This window comes from Corynebacterium afermentans subsp. lipophilum, assembly GCF_030408375.1.
Taxonomy (GTDB): Bacteria; Actinomycetota; Actinomycetes; order Mycobacteriales; family Mycobacteriaceae; genus Corynebacterium; species Corynebacterium lipophilum.
In genome coordinates this window covers 803632-820879 of record NZ_CP046530.1, presented here as the reverse complement: position 1 = coordinate 820879, position 17248 = coordinate 803632, and the positions used below count along the sequence as shown (strand labels likewise).

Below are 17248 nucleotides of genomic sequence, written 5' to 3'. Positions count from 1 at the left end.
ATGTATTGTTCAGCACATGCTGACTATTGCTTCACGCCTCGACGTCATGAACCGGCTCGGCCGGGCCATGGCGGATCCGACGCGTTCCAGAATCCTGATGACACTACTCGACGGCCCGAGCTACCCGGCCGTACTTTCGCGCGACCTGGGCCTGACCCGCTCAAACGTCTCGAACCACCTGACCTGCCTGCGTGACTGCGGCATCGTCGTTGCCGAGCCGGAGGGCCGAAAGACACGCTACGAAATCGCCGATCCGCACCTCGCGGCAGCGCTCAACGCGCTGGTGAACGCGACGTTGGCTGTCGACGAAAACGCCCCGTGCATCGACCCTGAGTGCTCGGTGCCCGGCTGCGGCGAGAAGGGAGCGGACGCATGAGTTCGGCGTGTGGATGCGAACACGAACCCGCCACGGAGATCGAAGAACTCGATCGGCCATGGTGGAAGGACCCCGAGTTGCTACTGCCGATCTTCTCCGGCGTAGCCCTCTGCATAGGCCTGGCGCTGGGCTGGTCCGGGCTAGAGACACCCGCGACAGTACTGTTCTGGGGCGGCCTGCTGCTAGGGGCGTATACGTTCGCGCCCGACGCGATCCGAAACCTTGTCACGAAGCGCAAGCTCGGCATTGGTTTGCTGATGACCATCAGCGCGGTCGGCGCGGTAATCCTCGGTTACGTCGGAGAGGCCGCGGCGCTAGCGTTCCTGTACTCGATCGCCGAGGCGCTGGAAGACAAGGCGATGGACCGGGCGCAGGGCGGACTGCGGGCACTGTTGAAGTTGGTACCGCAGACCGCGACGGTGCTGCGCGACGGCACGGCGGTCGAGGTCGCAGCGAAGGACCTCGCGGCTGGCGAGCTTATGCTCGTGCGCCCCGGAGAGCGGATCGCCACGGACGGCATCATTCGGTCTGGGCGCTCCAGCCTTGACACCTCAGCGATCACCGGAGAATCCATTCCGGAGGAGGTTGCGCCCGGCGACGAGGTGCCCGCGGGAGCGATCAACTCCGCCGGTGTGCTGGAAGTCGAGACGACCGCAGCTGGAACGGACAACTCGCTGACCACACTCGTGGACCTGGTCGAGCAGGCGCAGGCGGAAAAGGGCGACCGCGCCCGGATCGCCGACCGGATTGCCCAACCCCTAGTGCCCGGGGTGATGATCCTGGCGGTGCTAGTCGGCGTGATCGGCTCGCTGCTGGGCGACCCCGAGACGTGGATCACCCGTGCGTTGGTGGTTCTGGTCGCAGCGTCGCCGTGCGCGCTGGCAATCTCCGTGCCGCTGACGGTCGTGGCCGCGATCGGCGCGGCCAGCCAGTTCGGCGTGGTCATCAAGTCTGGCGCGGCGTTCGAGCGGCTCGGCGGCATCCGTCACCTGGCGGTGGACAAGACCGGAACCCTCACCCGCAACCAGCCCGAGGTTACCGGCGTGGTCCCGGCAGACAGGTTTGATCGGGCGCAGGTGCTTACTTTCGCGGCGGCAGTTGAGCAGCAATCGACGCACCCCCTCGCCGCGGCGATCGCGGCAGCGGGGCCCGAAGCGCCCGCCGCCCAGGACATCAGCGAGGAAGCCGGGCACGGCATCAGCGGCACCGTCGAAGGCCGACGGGTGCTGGTGGGCAGCCCCCGGTGGATCGACGCCGGGCCACTGAAGGCAGACGTTGAGCGCATGGAGTCCGAAGGCCAGACCTGCGTCCTAGTCACCGTCGATGACGCTCTCGCCGGAGCGATCGGTGTCCGCGACGAGCTGCGACCCGAGGTGCCCGAAGCCGTGCAGACCCTGCGCGCCAACGATGTGGAAGTGAGCATGCTCACCGGCGACAACACTCGCACCGCCCGGGCGCTGGCTGAAATCGCCGGAATCGACGACGTGCGCGCCGAGCTGCGCCCTGAGGACAAGGCAAGCATCGTCGCCGAATTTTCCTCCAAGACGCCGACGGCGATGATCGGCGACGGCATCAACGACGCGCCGGCACTGGCGGGCGCGACGGTGGGCATAGCGATGGGAGCAACCGGCTCTGACGCCGCGATCGAGTCCGCTGACGTCGCCTTCACCGGCCACGACCTCCGGCTGATCCCGCAGGCGCTGCAGCACGCCCGCCGAGGCAGCAGGATCATCAACCAGAACATCGTGCTGTCTCTGGCCATCATCATCGTGTTGATGCCACTGGCGATCAGCGGTGTGCTGGGCCTGGCCGCCGTCGTGTTGGTTCACGAAGTCGCTGAAGTCATCGTGATCTTGAACGGCCTGCGGGCTGCACGAGCGAAACGCTGAGGCTGTGACCGGCAAGTCTTATAAGAGTTAAACCACGCGCCGAGCGCACACACGTTGGACCAGGCGAGTCATTCGAGTTCACCACCTGGTCCTTCTCGATGCGTGCAGGCACGGGAACTGTGGGTGAACCTAATAGTTCAACGGCCCGATACCGCTTGCAGATTCTACACACGAGGTAGCGGAATGGACCGAGGCCGAACGAAAACCGGAGTTAGAGACAGCGCTCTTCAACCTCCCCCCCCAATAACGCGAAACGTCATTAACGCTCCGCGTTACACATTAAATTTGAATTCAACGGAGTGGCGAAAGAAGGCTACCTCACTCAGTTGTAAGCGATTCGAGAAACCTGAAAAGTGTGCCGCAAGGCGTTTTCTGCTCGGAAAGGCAACCTCCGCAGGCTAGATCGCTCCCCGTCACGAAGAGCTGGCACCGCCGAAGTTGCCCTCACGCCAGATTCGGACTCATTCTCACAGTCAGTCGCGGAACGAAAACCAACTGAGCACGGTCCTGGCTGCAGCTAGAACTGTTGGTGCCGAAACTAAATACCATCTTCTAACCGCTGGCGAAGCACGACTTCTTCTTCATCGCTGAGCCCGGCAAGTCTTTCACCGTGTTGTTCCTCTTCGAATCGCAGCGCATCCGCCAATGTTTCTTTCAACGGGCGAATCCGCAGGCCCGCTTCGTAGGCTGCGGTGCAATCGAGTAGCGCGATGTTGCGAAACTGTTCACCTGGTACCCACAACGGCAACGATTTTGGGCCCATCCACGGGGTTACATCATTAGCGAGAAGCAGTTCATCAGAGCAAGGTCGCTCCGTAGACTCCGATGCGGTTAACTCCCGCGAAATCTTGAACACATCGGACAAGGAAGTAGCAAACCCCGTAGCATTAAAGGTTCCGAAAGTCCCGACTTCTGCGGACTCAACTATCCAGCCTGCAAGGTCTTTCACATCGATCATAGCGACGGGAAACGCCGGGTCTGGGACGATCACGTTCTCACCCGTGGGATGCGCGAAGCGCCACGGATAGTAACCACTGCGCCCTGTTTCGTCGCCGTAGCCGGCGATCAGACCGGGTCGAACTACCATTACCGACCGATTTGTGCTTCGATAAGTCGTTTCGCAAGCAGACTTTGCGGCTGGGTACTGCCCCATGTTCTCCATGTAGTCAATTTCAAGCGGAGCGACTACAGAATCAGACTCGGAAGAAATACTTCCCTGATCCTCATATACGCTGCTCGAAGACACAAATATACGATGCTTGGCCTGGAGTTTCGCCGCCGCATCCCGCGCATGCTTCGGCTGACTCGTCAGATCCACAATGGTGTCCCAAGTTTTCCCCGCAACCTCATCGTACGCACCGTCACGGTCACGGTCTGAACTCACAAATTCGGTTCCGTTGGGAACCTTCCCGTTACCCCGCGCGAGGCAAGTAACTTGATGTCCTCGCTCGACTGCTGCAAACGCAATGTGCCCTCCAAGGAAACCGGTACCACCGAGCAACAAAAAGTTCATATCCCTAGTTGTACACGAAACCTTCTCACACGTGACCAGTCCTAATCCCAGCGCATCCAAGCTGGAATAAGATGTCAGAGCAGGATTACCCCACCATCTGCCAGAGCTTCTTATTCGGCTAACCTACACATTGAACTTAAATTCCACGGAGTGTCGTCGATAAATAACCATTTGATGCGCGCGTGCGGAATTAACAACGAAATACCGCTAAAACAGACAACATATGGGGTGCACAGAAACACATATAAGTTCTGCGGAAAACCTATAGGGTGCGTCGCTAAAAACCGCTGTGCGCGAAAAACATAAAGGGTTTACGGACACGGTCCCAGACCCCTCAATACTCTGAGCCGGAAGAATGGAAAGTGGAAGGTTGATGTATCCCCACTATTTATTTTTTCCGTTTTCGGAGTACATCGGGAGCTACAACTGCGGACCAGCTCTGTGTGAACTAGATGAGAAGGCGCAGCAGCGAATCATCGACGCTGGACAGTTGGTGCTGCGGGCACGCGAGCGGCACCCCCAGCGGTCACTCGCGGAGCACTACAACCCGTTATCGATGGACCCAATTCTGCTCAAGGCTCACAACAACTTGGACCGGGAAGTCGATAAGGCTTTCGATGTGGCACGCAAACTCACCAACGAGCGCCAGCGCCAGGAGCTACTGTTCGCCAGCTACGGGGAGTTGGCGAGGGGCTATGTCTCCTCGCTTTCATCAAAATCGAAACCACCAGCAGGGTCGTTCCCCGTGCGGGTGATTTTGATCGGTCCCGCTGCTGGGTGTAGAACCCTGTCGCTGGCAACGCCGGGAACTATGACTGTGCCCGACGAGAACACGTCACTGCCATAACGCGGCTCACGGTAGACGAACATGGGTCGTTCACTACTACTGGTGGATTTCGGTTTTGGTGGTGGGGGGATTACCGCCGCCGGCCTCGATTTTTCCGTTGAGGAGGGCGTTGACTACTTCCCGATTGTGAAATGGGCCGATGGCGCGGTGAAGAGGAACCAGTCACCTGGAAGAGATCGATCCAGTCGCTGGTGTGCAATCTGGGAGGTAGGGTTGCGGGGTCGATTCCTCGCGAGCGCAACCATGATTGTGTCTCTGAACGTGATGAAAACAACCCTGCCCTTCGGAGAATTTCCCCTATCCCGCGTCCCCGGGCGGTGAAAACGGTGTGCACCATCGCCTGAAAGGCTTTGCGTTGCTCTATCGGGATCTTCGGGTCACCCACCCGGCGGATCACTAAGATCCCCCCGTCAACGTTTGGCTGTGGCCGGAAAGCAAACCTTGGTACCCGGGAACCAAGGTGAAACGTGAACCATGGGGACCACTGAGCTGTCATCATCGTGCTTGCACCTACCCCGGCCCGGCGGCGAGCGACTTCCCACTGCATGAGGAGTACAGCGTCAGTCCATGCCGGCGCATGCAACAGCTTTCGAAGAATGGCAGTGGTGAGGTGAAAGGGAATGTTTCCCACAATGACGCAGGGAGTGGCGGGTAACGGGAAGTTGAGGAAATCATCATGGACCACTTCGACCGACGCCGAGGCGGTCTTTTTTGTGAGTTTGGCAGCTAGTTTTGCGTCTACCTCAACTGCCGTTATTGCCCTCCCCAAGTGGGATATCGGGTGAGTGAGGGCACCGCTTCCTGGCCCGATCTCAATGATGGGGCCGGAGGTTTGTTTTACAAGATCGACGATGGAGTTGATGATCTTGTGGTCTGTGAGAAAATTTTGGCCATGTTCGTGACGGCCGTATCCGTATGTAGACATCAGGTGTGCTCCGTGGAGTTGAAACGGAGCCGGGCATGGCAAATGGCCGCCCGGCTAAAGGACCGGAGCGGTTTCTAACCTGCGGGAGGGAGAAAACCGCCTTAGCGGCTGGTGAGCGGCCGCATGAAAACGGAACCTGAAATCAACATGGGCCTATCGTATCCAATTAATTTCGCAGGGTCCAATACGGTGAGAAAGAAGACAACCGCACCGCAACAGTGCAAGACCTCTCTGGATTGGAATTTGTCCTACCTTCGGCTCGTCGTACAGACGCCACTGGCGTATTTTGTCTCTGGGCAACGAGGGGGAGTTACCCCCACCTCCGGATGTTTTTAAGGTGCACCCCTTATTACGCTGTGGTGCGGGAGTAGTTTTGTCCGACTGATCGGACTACCCACCGACGTGGGGCGGGTAGTTCGAGGTCCCAGCAGATGATCGCGTCGATTTCGCCGCGTTCAAAGGATGCCACCATGGCGTCGTAGTCGGGGCGAGCCACATTCTTCTTTGACGCGGAAATGGACTGATCGACGTAGTTATGCCCTATGTCCAACGTCCAAGCCACGCTGCTTTGCAATGGCTTCACAGTCCTGACGCTGCCGGTCGATGGTGAGGCCATCCACGTCAGCGTCTCGCGAGATACGAAGGTAAATAGGAGCGCGTGTTGCCAAACGCTTTTAATAAGGCCCTTAGCTAACATTGAACTTAAAACTCGACCACTTCGACATCAGTCGCCAAGAAGTCTTCCGGTGGTGCATGCGCTACAACACCCGCAGACGGCACTCCTGGTGCAACTTTCTAGCCCCCAATGACTTCGAAGCACTCACATCAGCTACGCTGACCCAAGCAGCATAGCTAACCCCCGACGTGTCTACTTTCCGGGGGTCAGGCCCGTGCTCGACAACCCCAGCGGACTCAACGCCCACGCCAGCGTCGCGGACCATGCGGCCGGGTACCGGAAGGTGGCCAAGGCCGCGGGCATCGCGATTTAATCCCGCGCAGAGCCGGAGACTGTGACCTGGCGATCATTGATGCGCAAGGTGCTGTCAGCGGCAGCAATAACTGCGGCATCGTGCGTGGCGGCCAGAACGAGTGCGCCCCCGTCCGCAGCTCGCCGCAGGAGCGCGATAACTTGGTCGCGGTTAGTGGGGTCGAGGGAGGCGGTCGGCTCGTCAGCGAACACATAAGCCGCGCCGCGGAGCAGGGCTCGGGCGATCGCCAGCCGCTGCTGCTCGCCTCCGCTGAGAATAGCTGCCGGCCCGTCGAAGGGGACATCAAGACCGACTTCGCCGAGGGAGTGCAGCAATTCTTCTTTGGAGTATTGCTTCCTGGATAGTCCGAGGGTGAGGTTATCTTCGCAGCTTAGTTCGGGAATGATTCCGTGGTCTTGGTGGATTATCGCTGCGCGTTCTCGCCAGAATCTCCGCCTCCGCTTCATCCTCCACGCGGAGGCATTCTCACCGTCTATCCGGAGGAGGCCGTCCGCCGGCGGCAGGAGCCCGGCCAAGGTGTTGAGCAGCAAAGTCTTTCCGGAACCGCTGGCTCCACAGATGGCGACAAAGCCTGGCCCGGGTAGGGAAAACGTTGCATTTTCCACGAGGGACTTCTTCACCATCCGCGTGCTGCGCCCCACAGAAAAAGTCGACTCCGCGGCGAGACAGAGATGAGAGGTGGAAATCTCCGGCGGCAGAGTGGGGGACTGATTGGGGCTAGCCAATGACATTGTGACTCCTAGGGGAGGCGGACATGTGCTGAGAAATACTGAGACGGGCAAAACCGAGGTAGACGATTAAGACAAGGCAGCTTAGCGCGGTGAAGGTGTAGAGGAACGGGTTGGGAAGCAGTAGCGGAGCCAGGACGGACAATATGACGACAACTGTCAGGCTGACCAGTTGGCTTTTGAATAGTCGCCACATCGTTTTGTCCGGTGATTGCCCAGCGCTGTGGAGGAGTACCAGGAGGCGACGGTGAACTCGGAGCTGGATGCGCGCCTGGACTATCAAGGCCGCAAGCGTGGCGAGCAAAGCTCCGAGGACGCTCAGGATATTCAGCCAGAACAGCGCCGTGCTGGCTACTAGTTCGGCCAGACCGCGATCGGCCGCGCGTACCGGGTACACGTAGCCTTCGAGGCCGGCAGCGGTAAGTTCTGGACCCAGTTCCGAGAAATCCGCGAAGAGCAAATTTTCACTCGAAGCTGTGGAGCTTAGGAAGTCTGCGTCGAAGCCGGATAGATCGTCCGTTTCAAGCACGTAAAAACAATCGCCGGGAACCAGTTCCCCCGACATTGTTCCACTAATGAATCCGACCGCATGATCGGCACTGACCGGACCAATTTGCGCAGACTTAAGGAGCAGGTCGCCGGATTCCTGAGCCCACAGATCCACGGAAGCTGCGAAATGCTCTTGGGCTGCGGAATAGTCGACCGAGTGGTTGTCGTCTCCGGGACGGAACTGATAATCCTGCAGATCGTGCCATTGGCGGTTAGCAAGTGCCACGGGGCAGGAGTCCGGCACACCGGTACCTTCTTTCGGCAAAGTATGGCTGAGGACAGCCCCGTGCTCCCGTTCCCAGCTGAGCGCGAAGTCGCGGAAGTTCTGCTGCACACTGGGCGGCAAGAGCTCGCCTCCTTCCGCGCGGCCAGCAGGGCCGTCGAAGTTGGCTGAAAAATGCAAGGCTCCAAACTCCGCGAGAGATTTCCAGGTCTGCTGGGCCTCGGATTCCTGCTGGTAGGAGCGGAGCGCAGCCGCTGAGCTAAGACCCGCTGCTACAAAGGTCACGCAGGTAAAGACCGAAATTACTTTCAGCGCTTTTCCCGCCGCCTTCTCTGCGGGGGCACGCTGCCCCAGCAGCGCTACTGCGCGGCGCAACAATGGGGCGGTGACGGCTACGGCCAAACCGGTGGTGGCCAGGGCCAAGCCTATCCCGGCGGCGTAGAACCTGAGGAACAGGAAGGCAAAAGAATAGCTTCCTTGGCGGGCGAGGAATGTACTCGCAAGGCCAATGAGAACTAGGTGTGGGAGGATGACAAAGGCCCATTGCCGCCAATTGCCTTTTTGACTGCGGTGCCCGCCATTTATTGTGCGCAGCGCTGCCAATCTAAGACCGGAAACCCGAAGAACAAATACCAGGGCAAAAAGGGAAACGACAAATAGAAACAGGATCGCCACCAACGCGGGCAGGCGGAATACGACCGATTGGATGAGGTGAAGGAACTGCGTCTTTTCGCTTAGCCTGAGCCCGTCATTCCTGGCCGATTCGTAGAAGTGGTTCGCATTGCCACCCGTTGCTTTGGGAACCAAGACGTAGTCACCGTGGTAATCCAGCGACCCAAGCTCACTGGACGCTTGGCTCAAGGCATCCGGCCGGTTGAGCCGGGGAATGCGTTCCGGTGCTGGATAATTTTGCTCCAGCGGGATGAAAACCTCGTGGGAAGTCCCGCTTGCGTCATCGGTGCCAGTCAGCCGGTAGATGGAGTAGCCGTTCTGCTCGGCCAATGAAACCAGTGAGTTACGGATTACCGTCGGTGCGTAGTCTGACTCAAGTTCCTCCGCGAGTGAAGTCTTAGGCTCGACGTAGTCAAGACTAAAGGTTGATTCGACCCCTAAGGACAAGGGCTTGGTGGAGTCAACCAGGGCTGTCAGCAGCCACCCAGTAGTCGCGATGACTGCAGCAAGAAGTAGGCTCAAAAGCCCAAGTACTAGGGGTCGAATGCGCATGAGTTCTAGCAGAAGTTGTAGTAGTAGCTGTCCTTAGTGCCCGGCAAATTCGTTGCCGAAAGCTCGGCGATCGACTTCTGGCCGCCGCGGGTGTTGATGCTTCGTTGCGTTCTGCCGTTGACGGTCACAGTCGAAGTATGGCACCGATTCACGGTGAAATAAGAACGCGCCTTAGCGTTCCAGAATCCGTCGATCTCGCCGCGCTCAAAGGACGCCACCATCGCGTCGTAGTCGGGACGGTCCACGTCCTTCTTTGATGCAGAGATCGATTGATCGACGTAGGTATGCACGACGTCCCAGCCGCGTTGCTCGGCGAGGGCTTCGCAGTCCTGACGCTGCCGGTCGATGGCGAGGCCGTCCATGGCAGCATCTAACGAGATACGGAGGTAAATAGCAGCGCGTGTAGTCATACGCTATTCATAGCGTATTTAGGTTACATTGAAACGAAACTCCACGACGTCACCGTCGACCATGACGTAATCCTTGCCTTCCTGGCGGACCTTGCCGGCGGCGCGGGCGTCGGCCATGGAGCCGGCTGCGTCCAGGTCGTCGAAGCCGACGATCTCGGCCTTGATGAAGCCCTTTTCAAAGTCGGAGTGGATCACGCCGGCGGCCTTCGGGGCGGTGTCGCCCTTGCGGATCGTCCAGGCGCGGGCCTCCTTCGGGCCTGCGGTGAGGTAGGTCTGCAGGCCAAGGGTGTCAAAGCCGGCCTTGGCCAGGGTCTGCAGGCCCGGCTCGTCCTGGCCGACGGCGGCGAGGAGCTCGGCGGCGTCTTCGTCGTCAAGCTCGAGCAGCTCGGTCTCAGTCTGGGCGTCCAGGAACACCGCCTCGGCGGGGGCGACCAGGTCGCGCAGCTCCTGCTTGCGCGCGTCGTCGGTGAGGACGTCCTCGTCGGAGTTGAACACGTAGAGGAACGGCTTCGCCGTCATCAGGTGCAGGTGGTGCAGCAGCGCAAGGTCCACTTCCCCGCCCTTGGCGGCGGCGAAGAGCGTGCGGCCGTCCTCGAGCACGGCCTGGGCCTTCTTGGCTTCCTCGGCCTGGGCGGCGACGTCCTTGTCCTTGCGGCCGTCCTTTTCCAGGCGCGGCAGGGCCTTTTCAATGGTCTGCAAGTCGGCGAGGATCAGCTCGGTGTTGATGACCTCGATGTCCGAGGATGGGTCGACTTTGCCGTCGACGTGGATGACGTTGTCGTTGGAAAACGCGCGCACGACCTGGCAGATCGCGTCCGCCTCGCGGATGTTGGCCAGAAACGCGTTGCCCATACCTTCGCCTTCGGAGGCGCCCTTGACAATGCCGGCGATGTCCACGAAGGACACCGTGGCGGGCAGCACGCGCTCCGAGTCGAAGATCTCCGCCAGGCGGTCCAGGCGCGGATCCGGCAGCTCCACCAGGCCCACGTTGGGCTCGATGGTGGCGAACGGGTAGTTCGCGGCAAGCACCTCGTTGCGCGTCAGGGCGTTAAACAGGGTGGACTTGCCAACGTTGGGCAGACCGACAATTCCAAGAGTAAGGCTCACGTCGCAACATCCTAGCGGAGGCTTGTGCGAGGTTCGGAGGGGGCCGTGAGGTGGGCCGTCGCAAAGCGAAATGCAATGGGGCACAATGGTGCGCGTGAGTGAACCGATCCAGACCCCCGTGCGCGACGACCGCGTGGACCGCAACGTTGTGTTCAACGACTGGATCGCTTCCGCGGCGAAGTTCACGCTGCGCATCCTGGTCATCGCCGTGTTTTTGTACGCGGTGGGCCAGCTCATCGGCGCGTTTTGGGCGGGCATTTTGCCGGTCGTGCTCGCGCTCATCGTGTGCACCGTGCTCGCCCCCATCGCAGCTGCTTTACGACGCCACAAGGTCCCCGCCGGCCTGGCAGCCCTTTTGACGATGCTGCTGTTCTTCGGGGTGCTGGCGTTTATCGGCATGCTCATCGCCCCGGACATCGTGGGGCAGTCCCGCCTGCTGTACATCCAGGCCCTCGAGGGCATCCAGCGCCTGCAGCTGTGGGCGCAGGGCCCGCCGCTGAACCTGGATCCGGAGAACCTCAACGAGGGCGTCGACGAGATCACGCAGTGGATCCAGAACCAGGCGGGCGCGATAGCCGGCGGGGTGTTCTCCGGCATCAACACCGCGGCCGGGCTGTCGGTGACGCTGATGGTGCTGGTCGTGCTCACCTTCTTCTTCCTCAAGGACGGGCACCGCTTCCTGCCGTGGCTGCGCTCCGCCACCGGCGGCCGCACCGGCCTGTACCTGACGGAGCTGCTCACCCGCGCCTGGAACACCCTGTCCGGGTTCATCCGCGCGCAGGCGGTGTGCTCGCTGGTGGACGCGATCGTCATCGGCACCGGCATCGCCATCGTGGGCGTGCCAATGGCGTTCACGCTGGCGCTGATCACGTTTGTGGCGGGCTTCATCCCGATCGTCGGCGCCGTGGTGGCAGGCGCGTTGGCGGTGCTGATCGCGCTGGTCACCCTCGGGTTCACGAAGGCGTTGATCGTGCTGGCGATCGTGCTGGCCACCCAGCAGCTGGAGGGCAACGTGCTCTCCCCCATGCTGCAATCGCGCGCGATGAACCTGCACCCGGTGATCGTGCTGGTCTCGGTGACCGTCGGCGGCGCGCTGTTCGGCCTTGTCGGCGGTTTCCTCGCGGTGCCGGCTGCGGCGATGGTCGCGGTGGTGTACCGCTACCTGCTGGAGGTACTGCGCATCAACGCCGGCGAGCTGGGAGCAAACGACATCGAGTTCGCCACCGACGAAGGCCGCGTCATCGCGGAGATCGCGGAGAAAGAGTCCGTGCACAAACGCCAGGAGTGGCGCGGTGAGCGCGAATGGGTCAACGCCCCTGTGGCGGACGAGGAGGCAGACGAGCACACCGAGCGCTTCGGCACCTCAAGCCTGCGCAAACTGCGCGAGAGCGGCCTTGGGCGGCTGCGCGGGTGGCAGTCGAGCGACAGCGCCGACAAGCCCACTAAAAGCGAACACTTGAGCGAACCCGAGCGCTAGCGTGTCGGGCCGGTGTGGTTGACTTCCAACCATGTCGACCGCCACCGTGCTTCTCCTCCTCGCCACCGGCTTACTCGCGGGCTTCATCGCCGGCGTGTTCACCGGCGCCGCCTGGATGCGCCGCTCCACACCACAACAGCCGCCGCAGGACCTGCGCCCCGTCGCCCGCGCACTGAAAGACATGCGCGCCCAGCTCGACGAGATGGACAAGCAGCAGGCCGTCTCCGCATCCTCGCTGGCGGGCCAGGTGCAGGCGATCGGGCGGACGTCGGCGCGCCTAGGCGACCGCACCGACCAGCTCATCACCGCCCTGCGTTCGCCGCAGACCCGCGGCCGCTGGGGCGAAATCCAGCTCGAGCGGGTGGTTGAACTCGGCGGGATGCTCGAGCACGTCGACTTTGACACCCAGGAGCACATGCTTATCGACGGCTCACGCGTCCGCCCCGACATGATCATCCGCCTCACACAGGGCCGAAACATCGTCGTCGACGCGAAGGTGCCCTTCCAGGCGTATTTGGATGCGCTCGGCACCGAGGACCCGGAGGAGCGCCAGGCGTTCATGCGCCGCCACGCCCACCTGGTGCGCGCGCACGTGGACACCTTGTCGGCGAAGTCCTACATCGAGGCGTTCCAGCCCACCCCGGAGTTCGTGGTGCTGTTCGTGCCGGCGGACCCGTTTCTGGACGCCGCGCTTTCCATCGACCCCGAGCTTTTGGACTACGCCTTTGCCCGAGACGTGGTCATCGCCACCCCCACCACCCTGTTCGCGCTGCTGCGCACAGTGGCGCTGGGGTGGCGCCAGGAATCGCTGAACCACGCAGCGAAGGAGATCCAGCGCTTAGGTGGCCAGCTGCACCAGCGCCTTGCCACCATGGCGGAGCACTACAACCGGGTCGGCGCTTCGCTGGACAAGGCGGTGGAGGCGTACAACGCCACGCTGGCGTCGATGGATTCGCGCGTCATGGTCACCGCCCGCAAGCTCGAAGAGGCGCAGGTGCCGTCGCGACGTGGCGAGGCCCCGGCACTGAAACCGGTCTCTTCGCGTGCCCGGCACGCCGCCGAGGACACCGGGGAGTAGACTCGTCTGGCGTGTCGCATGTCTCTCACCGGAACTCAACCTCCCCGTCCGCAACGTTTCACGGGTTGCCCACGGGGTCCGGCATTGGCATCGTTTTCGCCGCACTGTTTACCGGCGTGCTACTTTCACTGTCCACCGGCGTGATCGGCTGGCCGTTTCTGACCCTCTACGCCGTCGCGGTGATCGTGGTGTCCACCCTGGTCAACCCGCGCGGCCTGTTCCTCAACGTGGCCAGCGCACCGATCTTGTTCGTCACCGCGGTGGTCATCGCCGGCTGGGTGATGTCGCGCGACCAGATCGCAGCAGGAGGCTCCTCAGGCAAGGCCGCGCTGCTCCTGGTGTTCTACCCGGTCACCGAGCTATTCCCCGTGCTGTTCGCCGTCACGCTGGGCTCCATCATCATTGCGGTCGTGCGCATCCGCTTGATCAAGCGCCACAACGAACAGCTCGTGCGCCGCGAAACCGCTGAGCGCACCCGGATCAACCGCAGCAACCGCCGCACGAATTCTGAAGGCCGCCGCGCCCGCGAGCGCGCCAAGGCCGTGTCGGTGGACGAGCTTTTGCGGCGCGCGGATACCGAACGCAGCACAAAGCGGACCGAGCGGACCGAGCGGGTACAGAAAAAGTCCCCGCGGTCCGGCTCCACTTCGATTGCGGACCGGCTCGGCGAGGACCTCTACAAGGGGTAAGGCGCTCTATCCCTGGGCTACCGCCGGGGTTTCGCGGCGCGGCAGGCGCAGATCGCGCGGCAGGGAGAACGTGATGGTCTCCACGGTGGTAGTCACTTCCTCCGCATCCGCGTAGCCGCGGCGGGCGAGCTCCTCCACCAGCTCCTTGACCAGGATCTCCGGTACGGACGCGCCCGAGGTCACGCCGACGGTGGAAACGCCGTCGAACCACTCGTCTTTGACCTGGGAGGCGTAGTCCACCAGGTGCGACTCCTTCGCGCCTGCCTCCAGCGCCACCTCGACCAGGCGGCGGGAGTTCGAGGAATTCTGGGAGCCGACCACGATAACCAGCTCGCAGCGCGGGGCGATCTCCTTGACCGCGGCCTGGCGGTTCTGGGTGGCGTAGCAGATGTCGTCGCTCGGCGGATTTTCCAGGTTCGGGTAGCGCTCGTGCAGCTTGTCCACGATGAGCATGGTCTCGTCCACCGACAGCGTGGTCTGGGACAGCCACACCAGCTTCTGGTCGTCCGGGAAGTCGGGCAGGCGGTCCACGCCGTCCACTCCGTCGACAAGGTGCGTGATCTCCGGAGCCTCACCGGCGGTGCCCTCGACCTCCTCGTGGCCCTCGTGGCCGACAAGCAGGATGTGGTAGCCGTCGCGGGCGAAGCGCTTGGCCTCGTTGTGCACCTTGGTCACCAGCGGGCAGGAAGCGTCGAGGGTGAGCAGGTTGCGGTTCTTGGCGGAGTCGCGCACCGCCGGGGAGACGCCGTGGGCGGAGAACACCAGGTGGGCGCCTTCGGGCACCTCGTCGGTCTCGTCGACGAAGATCACGCCGCGCTCCTGCAGCGTTTCCACGACGTACTTGTTGTGCACGATCTCTTTGCGCACGTAGACGGGCGCACCGTACTTCTCCAGGGCCTTTTCTACGGTCTCCACTGCGCGGTCGACACCAGCGCAGTAGCCGCGGGGGGATGCGAGGAGGACTTTTTTACCCTGATCTGTCATGGAACCAACCCTAACTAATCAGCGTCAAAAACAATAGGCGGGCGGTGTCGGCTCGCCGGGTAACGTGGCATCCGTCTAATGGAAAGGAGCATGCGGTGGCAGATTCGAAGAGCTCGCCGGAGTCGCCGTGGTCGGTGTCCAAGCTCAACACGTCGGTGAAGGGCTGGATTGAACGCCTCGGCTGGCTGTGGATCGAGGGCCAGCTCACCCAGGTCAGCACAAAGCCAACGTGGCGGTATTCCTACCTCACGCTGCGCGACACCCAGGAGCAGGCCAGCGTCCAGCTCACCGCGGAGACCTCGCTGCTCACGGGCATGCAGGTGCCGCTCAACGACGGCGACCGCGTCGTTGTGCTGGGGAAACCGTCGTTTTACACGGGCCGCGGCACCTTCTCCATGCGGGTGACCGAGATCAGGCACGTCGGCGCGGGCGAGCTGCTGGCGCGCATCGAGGCGCTGCGCAAGCAGCTCGCTTCCGAGGGCCTGTTCGACCCCGCGCGCAAGAAGCCGCTGCCCTACCTGCCCAGGAAGGTCGGTTTGATCACCGGCCGCGGTTCCGCGGCCGAGCGCGACGTGCACTCGGTGGCGCAGGGCCGGTGGCCGCAGGTGCGCTTCGAAACCATCAACACCCCGGTCCAGGGCCCGACCACCGTACCTGCGGTGATCGAGGCGCTCGGGGCGCTCGATGCAGATCCCGAGGTGGACGTGATCATCGTCGCCCGCGGCGGCGGGTCCGTGGAGGACCTCCTGCCGTTTTCGGAGGAGGCGCTGCAGCGTGCCGTCGCAAAGCTTGGCACCCCTGTGATCTCCGCGATCGGCCACGAGCCTGACAACCCGGTGCTGGACAACGTCGCGGACGTGCGCGCCGCCACCCCCACCGATGCTGCCAAGCGCGCGGTCCCCGATGTGGCGCAGGAGCGATTGCTTATCGACGAAGCACGTGCCCGCATGGCCGCCGCCCTGCGCGGATGGGTCCAACGCGAACGCGACGGCCTGGCTTCGGTGCGCTCGCGCCCGGCGCTCGCCGACCCGATGATGGCCATTACCCGCCGCCGCGAGGAGATCGAGCGCGCCACCGCCCTGATCCGCCGCGACGTGTCCCACCTGCTGCAGCGCGAAACCCAGCACGTGCGCGGGCTGCGCGCCCAGGTCTCCGCATTGGGCCCCTCGGCGACGCTTGCCCGCGGCTACGCCGTGGTGCAGGTGCTGCCCCGCGACGGCTCAGACGCCGAAGTTGTCACCTCCATCGACCAGTCCCCGCCCGGATCGCAGCTGCGCATCCGCGTCGGCGACGGCTCGATTACCGCCGCCTCCATGTCCACCACGCAAGCAGATTAGGAACACAAAACATGACTGAGAACTCTTTCGGCACCGGCCAGGCCAACGAAAACGCGCTGCCGGATCCCGCCACCTTGAGCTACGAGCAGGCCCGCGACGAGCTCATTGAGACCGTTAAGATCCTCGAGCTGGGGCAAATGAGCCTGGACGAGTCACTGAAATACTGGGAGCGCGGCGAGGCGCTGGCGAAGCGGTGCGAGGTGCTCCTCGACGGCGCCTCCCAGCGCGTCGAGGAAGCCATCGGCTCCCGCCAGGGCGGTAACGCTAGCTCGCCGGATGCTCAATCGGAGCAGTAGCCAGCGCGGTCGAGATCAGCTCCTCGAACTCGCGGGCCTCCCCGGCGCCGGTGAGCACCAGGCGTGCGTCGCCCGCGTCGACGACCCACAGGTCGCGCACGTCCTTCTCCTCGGAGGTGTAGACCTCCACGCTGCGGCCGTCGATGTCCTCGGTGCGATCTAAGGTGCGCGGCTTCGCGTCTGCGCCCTCGACCGCTTCCTTCGCGTCGGCGCCGGTCTGGGTGAGCTGGATGAAGCCGCGGTCCGCGGTGACCCAGCCGACCGTCGGCGCCGGCTGGCCGCCCAGCATGGTGCGGCGCGCGGAGTTGGTGACCCAGCCTTCAGGCATCTCCGGGTAGCGCACAGCGAAGTCCACGCCGCGCGCCTCTAGGTCGAGGAAGGTCTTCGCGTCGACCTCCTGGACCGGCCCCTGCTCGGGCGTGCCGGGATTAAACGAGCACAGCCCGGTCGCGCCGACGGCGACGACCATCAGCACGATGATGAGCACGGAGTTGATCGCGATGTCTCGTCCGTCCTGGAAGATGCGGGGTTTTTTGTTGCTAGCCACGCCGATCAGTATGGCATGCGCCCCCGCTTCCCCCTTAAAGGTGGGAAGAACGGGCACTAA

17 protein-coding genes and 1 pseudogene are annotated in these 17248 nt (G+C 62.5%); 9 read left to right on the top strand and 9 right to left on the bottom strand.

What is annotated here, in order from left to right:
* The first annotated feature begins 16 nt into the window (after nucleotides 1-16).
* Together cmtR and CAFEL_RS03965 are read left to right on the top strand one after the other, a co-directional pair.
* Nucleotides 17-376 carry a Cd(II)/Pb(II)-sensing metalloregulatory transcriptional regulator CmtR gene (gene cmtR, locus CAFEL_RS03970; protein WP_194560344.1) on the top strand — a complete coding sequence of 120 codons (360 nt, stop codon included), beginning with the start codon at nucleotides 17-19 and terminating at the stop codon, nucleotides 374-376.
* Nucleotides 373-2265, top strand: a complete 1893-nt coding sequence (locus CAFEL_RS03965; protein ID WP_194560345.1) for a heavy metal translocating P-type ATPase — start codon at nucleotides 373-375, stop codon at nucleotides 2263-2265. Before cmtR ends, CAFEL_RS03965 begins: the two co-directional genes overlap by 4 nt.
* A gap of 538 nt (nucleotides 2266-2803) precedes the next feature.
* Here CAFEL_RS03965 and CAFEL_RS03960 read toward each other — a convergent pair.
* Nucleotides 2804-3778, bottom strand: coding sequence for an NAD-dependent epimerase/dehydratase family protein (locus CAFEL_RS03960; protein WP_005291014.1), 975 nt, complete (start codon nucleotides 3776-3778; stop codon nucleotides 2804-2806).
* A 373-nt stretch (nucleotides 3779-4151) separates the two neighbouring features.
* Here CAFEL_RS03960 and CAFEL_RS03955 point away from each other — a divergent pair, with 373 nt between their 5' ends.
* The gene (locus CAFEL_RS03955) at nucleotides 4152-4625 is read left to right on the top strand and encodes a type IIL restriction-modification enzyme MmeI (RefSeq protein WP_228496377.1); all 474 of its coding nucleotides are present in this window, start codon (nucleotides 4152-4154) and stop codon (nucleotides 4623-4625) included.
* 70 nt (nucleotides 4626-4695) lie between these two features.
* Here the strand turns inward: CAFEL_RS03955 and erm are convergent, their stop codons facing one another.
* Nucleotides 4696-5550, bottom strand: coding sequence for a 23S ribosomal RNA methyltransferase Erm (erm, locus tag CAFEL_RS03950; protein ID WP_049172293.1), 855 nt, complete (start codon nucleotides 5548-5550; stop codon nucleotides 4696-4698).
* A 349-nt stretch (nucleotides 5551-5899) separates the two neighbouring features.
* Nucleotides 5900-6166, bottom strand: coding sequence for a recombinase family protein (locus CAFEL_RS03945; protein ID WP_101687314.1), 267 nt, complete (start codon nucleotides 6164-6166; stop codon nucleotides 5900-5902).
* Between the two features lie 113 nt (nucleotides 6167-6279).
* Here CAFEL_RS03945 and CAFEL_RS03940 point away from each other — a divergent pair.
* A pseudogene (locus CAFEL_RS03940) lies at nucleotides 6280-6402 on the top strand (IS3-like element IS1206 family transposase); the annotation flags it as partial.
* Nucleotides 6403-6535: 133 nt separating this feature from the next.
* Here the strand turns inward: CAFEL_RS03940 and CAFEL_RS03935 are convergent.
* From CAFEL_RS03935 to ychF, 4 genes are all read right to left on the bottom strand, one after another.
* Nucleotides 6536-7270, bottom strand: a complete 735-nt coding sequence (locus CAFEL_RS03935; protein ID WP_016456434.1) for an ATP-binding cassette domain-containing protein — start codon at nucleotides 7268-7270, stop codon at nucleotides 6536-6538.
* On the bottom strand, nucleotides 7257-9041 hold the full coding sequence (locus CAFEL_RS03930) for a bacteriocin-associated integral membrane family protein (protein ID WP_228496378.1): 1785 nt from the start codon (nucleotides 9039-9041) through the stop codon (nucleotides 7257-7259). Before CAFEL_RS03930 ends, CAFEL_RS03935 begins: the two co-directional genes overlap by 14 nt.
* 227 nt (nucleotides 9042-9268) lie before the next feature.
* Entirely contained in the window at nucleotides 9269-9673 is a 405-nt protein-coding gene (locus CAFEL_RS03925; protein WP_074299875.1) for a recombinase family protein, read from the bottom strand.
* A gap of 18 nt (nucleotides 9674-9691) precedes the next feature.
* Nucleotides 9692-10780, bottom strand: coding sequence for a redox-regulated ATPase YchF (gene ychF / locus CAFEL_RS03920; RefSeq protein WP_194560346.1), 1089 nt, complete (start codon nucleotides 10778-10780; stop codon nucleotides 9692-9694).
* A gap of 94 nt (nucleotides 10781-10874) precedes the next feature.
* Between ychF and CAFEL_RS03915 the strand changes: the two genes are divergently transcribed.
* The 3 genes from CAFEL_RS03915 to CAFEL_RS03905 are packed head-to-tail and all read left to right on the top strand — an operon-like array spanning nucleotide 10875 to nucleotide 14024.
* On the top strand, nucleotides 10875-12257 hold the full coding sequence (locus CAFEL_RS03915) for an AI-2E family transporter (protein ID WP_290172251.1): 1383 nt from the start codon (nucleotides 10875-10877) through the stop codon (nucleotides 12255-12257).
* Between the two features lie 31 nt (nucleotides 12258-12288).
* Nucleotides 12289-13335, top strand: coding sequence for a DNA recombination protein RmuC (locus CAFEL_RS03910; protein WP_194560348.1), 1047 nt, complete (start codon nucleotides 12289-12291; stop codon nucleotides 13333-13335).
* A gap of 11 nt (nucleotides 13336-13346) precedes the next feature.
* Nucleotides 13347-14024, top strand: coding sequence for a DUF6542 domain-containing protein (locus CAFEL_RS03905; protein WP_194560349.1), 678 nt, complete (start codon nucleotides 13347-13349; stop codon nucleotides 14022-14024).
* A gap of 6 nt (nucleotides 14025-14030) precedes the next feature.
* Here CAFEL_RS03905 and CAFEL_RS03900 read toward each other — a convergent pair whose 3' ends face one another.
* The gene (locus CAFEL_RS03900) at nucleotides 14031-15008 is read right to left on the bottom strand and encodes a 4-hydroxy-3-methylbut-2-enyl diphosphate reductase (RefSeq protein ID WP_194560350.1); all 978 of its coding nucleotides are present in this window, start codon (nucleotides 15006-15008) and stop codon (nucleotides 14031-14033) included.
* A 95-nt stretch (nucleotides 15009-15103) separates the two neighbouring features.
* Here CAFEL_RS03900 and xseA point away from each other — a divergent pair, with 95 nt between their 5' ends.
* Both xseA and CAFEL_RS03890 read left to right on the top strand, forming a co-directional pair.
* Complete coding sequence (gene xseA / locus CAFEL_RS03895) at nucleotides 15104-16345, top strand: exodeoxyribonuclease VII large subunit (RefSeq protein ID WP_194560351.1); 1242 nt, start codon at nucleotides 15104-15106, stop codon at nucleotides 16343-16345.
* A gap of 11 nt (nucleotides 16346-16356) precedes the next feature.
* On the top strand, nucleotides 16357-16641 hold the full coding sequence (locus CAFEL_RS03890) for an exodeoxyribonuclease VII small subunit (RefSeq protein ID WP_194560352.1): 285 nt from the start codon (nucleotides 16357-16359) through the stop codon (nucleotides 16639-16641).
* On the opposite strand, the gene CAFEL_RS03885 is transcribed toward CAFEL_RS03890, so the two are convergent.
* The gene (locus CAFEL_RS03885) at nucleotides 16610-17188 is read right to left on the bottom strand and encodes a DUF4245 domain-containing protein (RefSeq protein ID WP_194560353.1); all 579 of its coding nucleotides are present in this window, start codon (nucleotides 17186-17188) and stop codon (nucleotides 16610-16612) included. The genes CAFEL_RS03890 and CAFEL_RS03885 overlap by 32 nt on opposite strands.
* Nucleotides 17189-17248: the final 60 nt, after the last annotated feature.

Excerpts from the sequence above, each read along its gene's own strand:
- CAFEL_RS03955 (WP_228496377.1), top strand. The coding sequence starts at position 4,152 with ATGTATCCCCACTATTTATTTTTTCCGTTTTCGGAGTACATCGGGAGC.
- CAFEL_RS03910 (WP_194560348.1), top strand. The coding sequence starts at position 12,289 with ATGTCGACCGCCACCGTGCTTCTCCTCCTCGCCACCGGCTTACTCGCG.
- cmtR (WP_194560344.1), top strand. The coding sequence starts at position 17 with ATGCTGACTATTGCTTCACGCCTCGACGTCATGAACCGGCTCGGCCGG.
- erm (WP_049172293.1), bottom strand. The coding sequence starts at position 5,550 with ATGTCTACATACGGATACGGCCGTCACGAACATGGCCAAAATTTTCTC.
- CAFEL_RS03935 (WP_016456434.1), bottom strand. The coding sequence starts at position 7,270 with ATGTCATTGGCTAGCCCCAATCAGTCCCCCACTCTGCCGCCGGAGATT.
- CAFEL_RS03900 (WP_194560350.1), bottom strand. The coding sequence starts at position 15,008 with ATGACAGATCAGGGTAAAAAAGTCCTCCTCGCATCCCCCCGCGGCTAC.
- CAFEL_RS03945 (WP_101687314.1), bottom strand. The coding sequence starts at position 6,166 with ATGGCCTCACCATCGACCGGCAGCGTCAGGACTGTGAAGCCATTGCAA.
- CAFEL_RS03960 (WP_005291014.1), bottom strand. The coding sequence starts at position 3,778 with ATGAACTTTTTGTTGCTCGGTGGTACCGGTTTCCTTGGAGGGCACATT.
- CAFEL_RS03965 (WP_194560345.1), top strand. The coding sequence starts at position 373 with ATGAGTTCGGCGTGTGGATGCGAACACGAACCCGCCACGGAGATCGAA.
- CAFEL_RS03890 (WP_194560352.1), top strand. The coding sequence starts at position 16,357 with ATGACTGAGAACTCTTTCGGCACCGGCCAGGCCAACGAAAACGCGCTG.
- CAFEL_RS03925 (WP_074299875.1), bottom strand. The coding sequence starts at position 9,673 with ATGACTACACGCGCTGCTATTTACCTCCGTATCTCGTTAGATGCTGCC.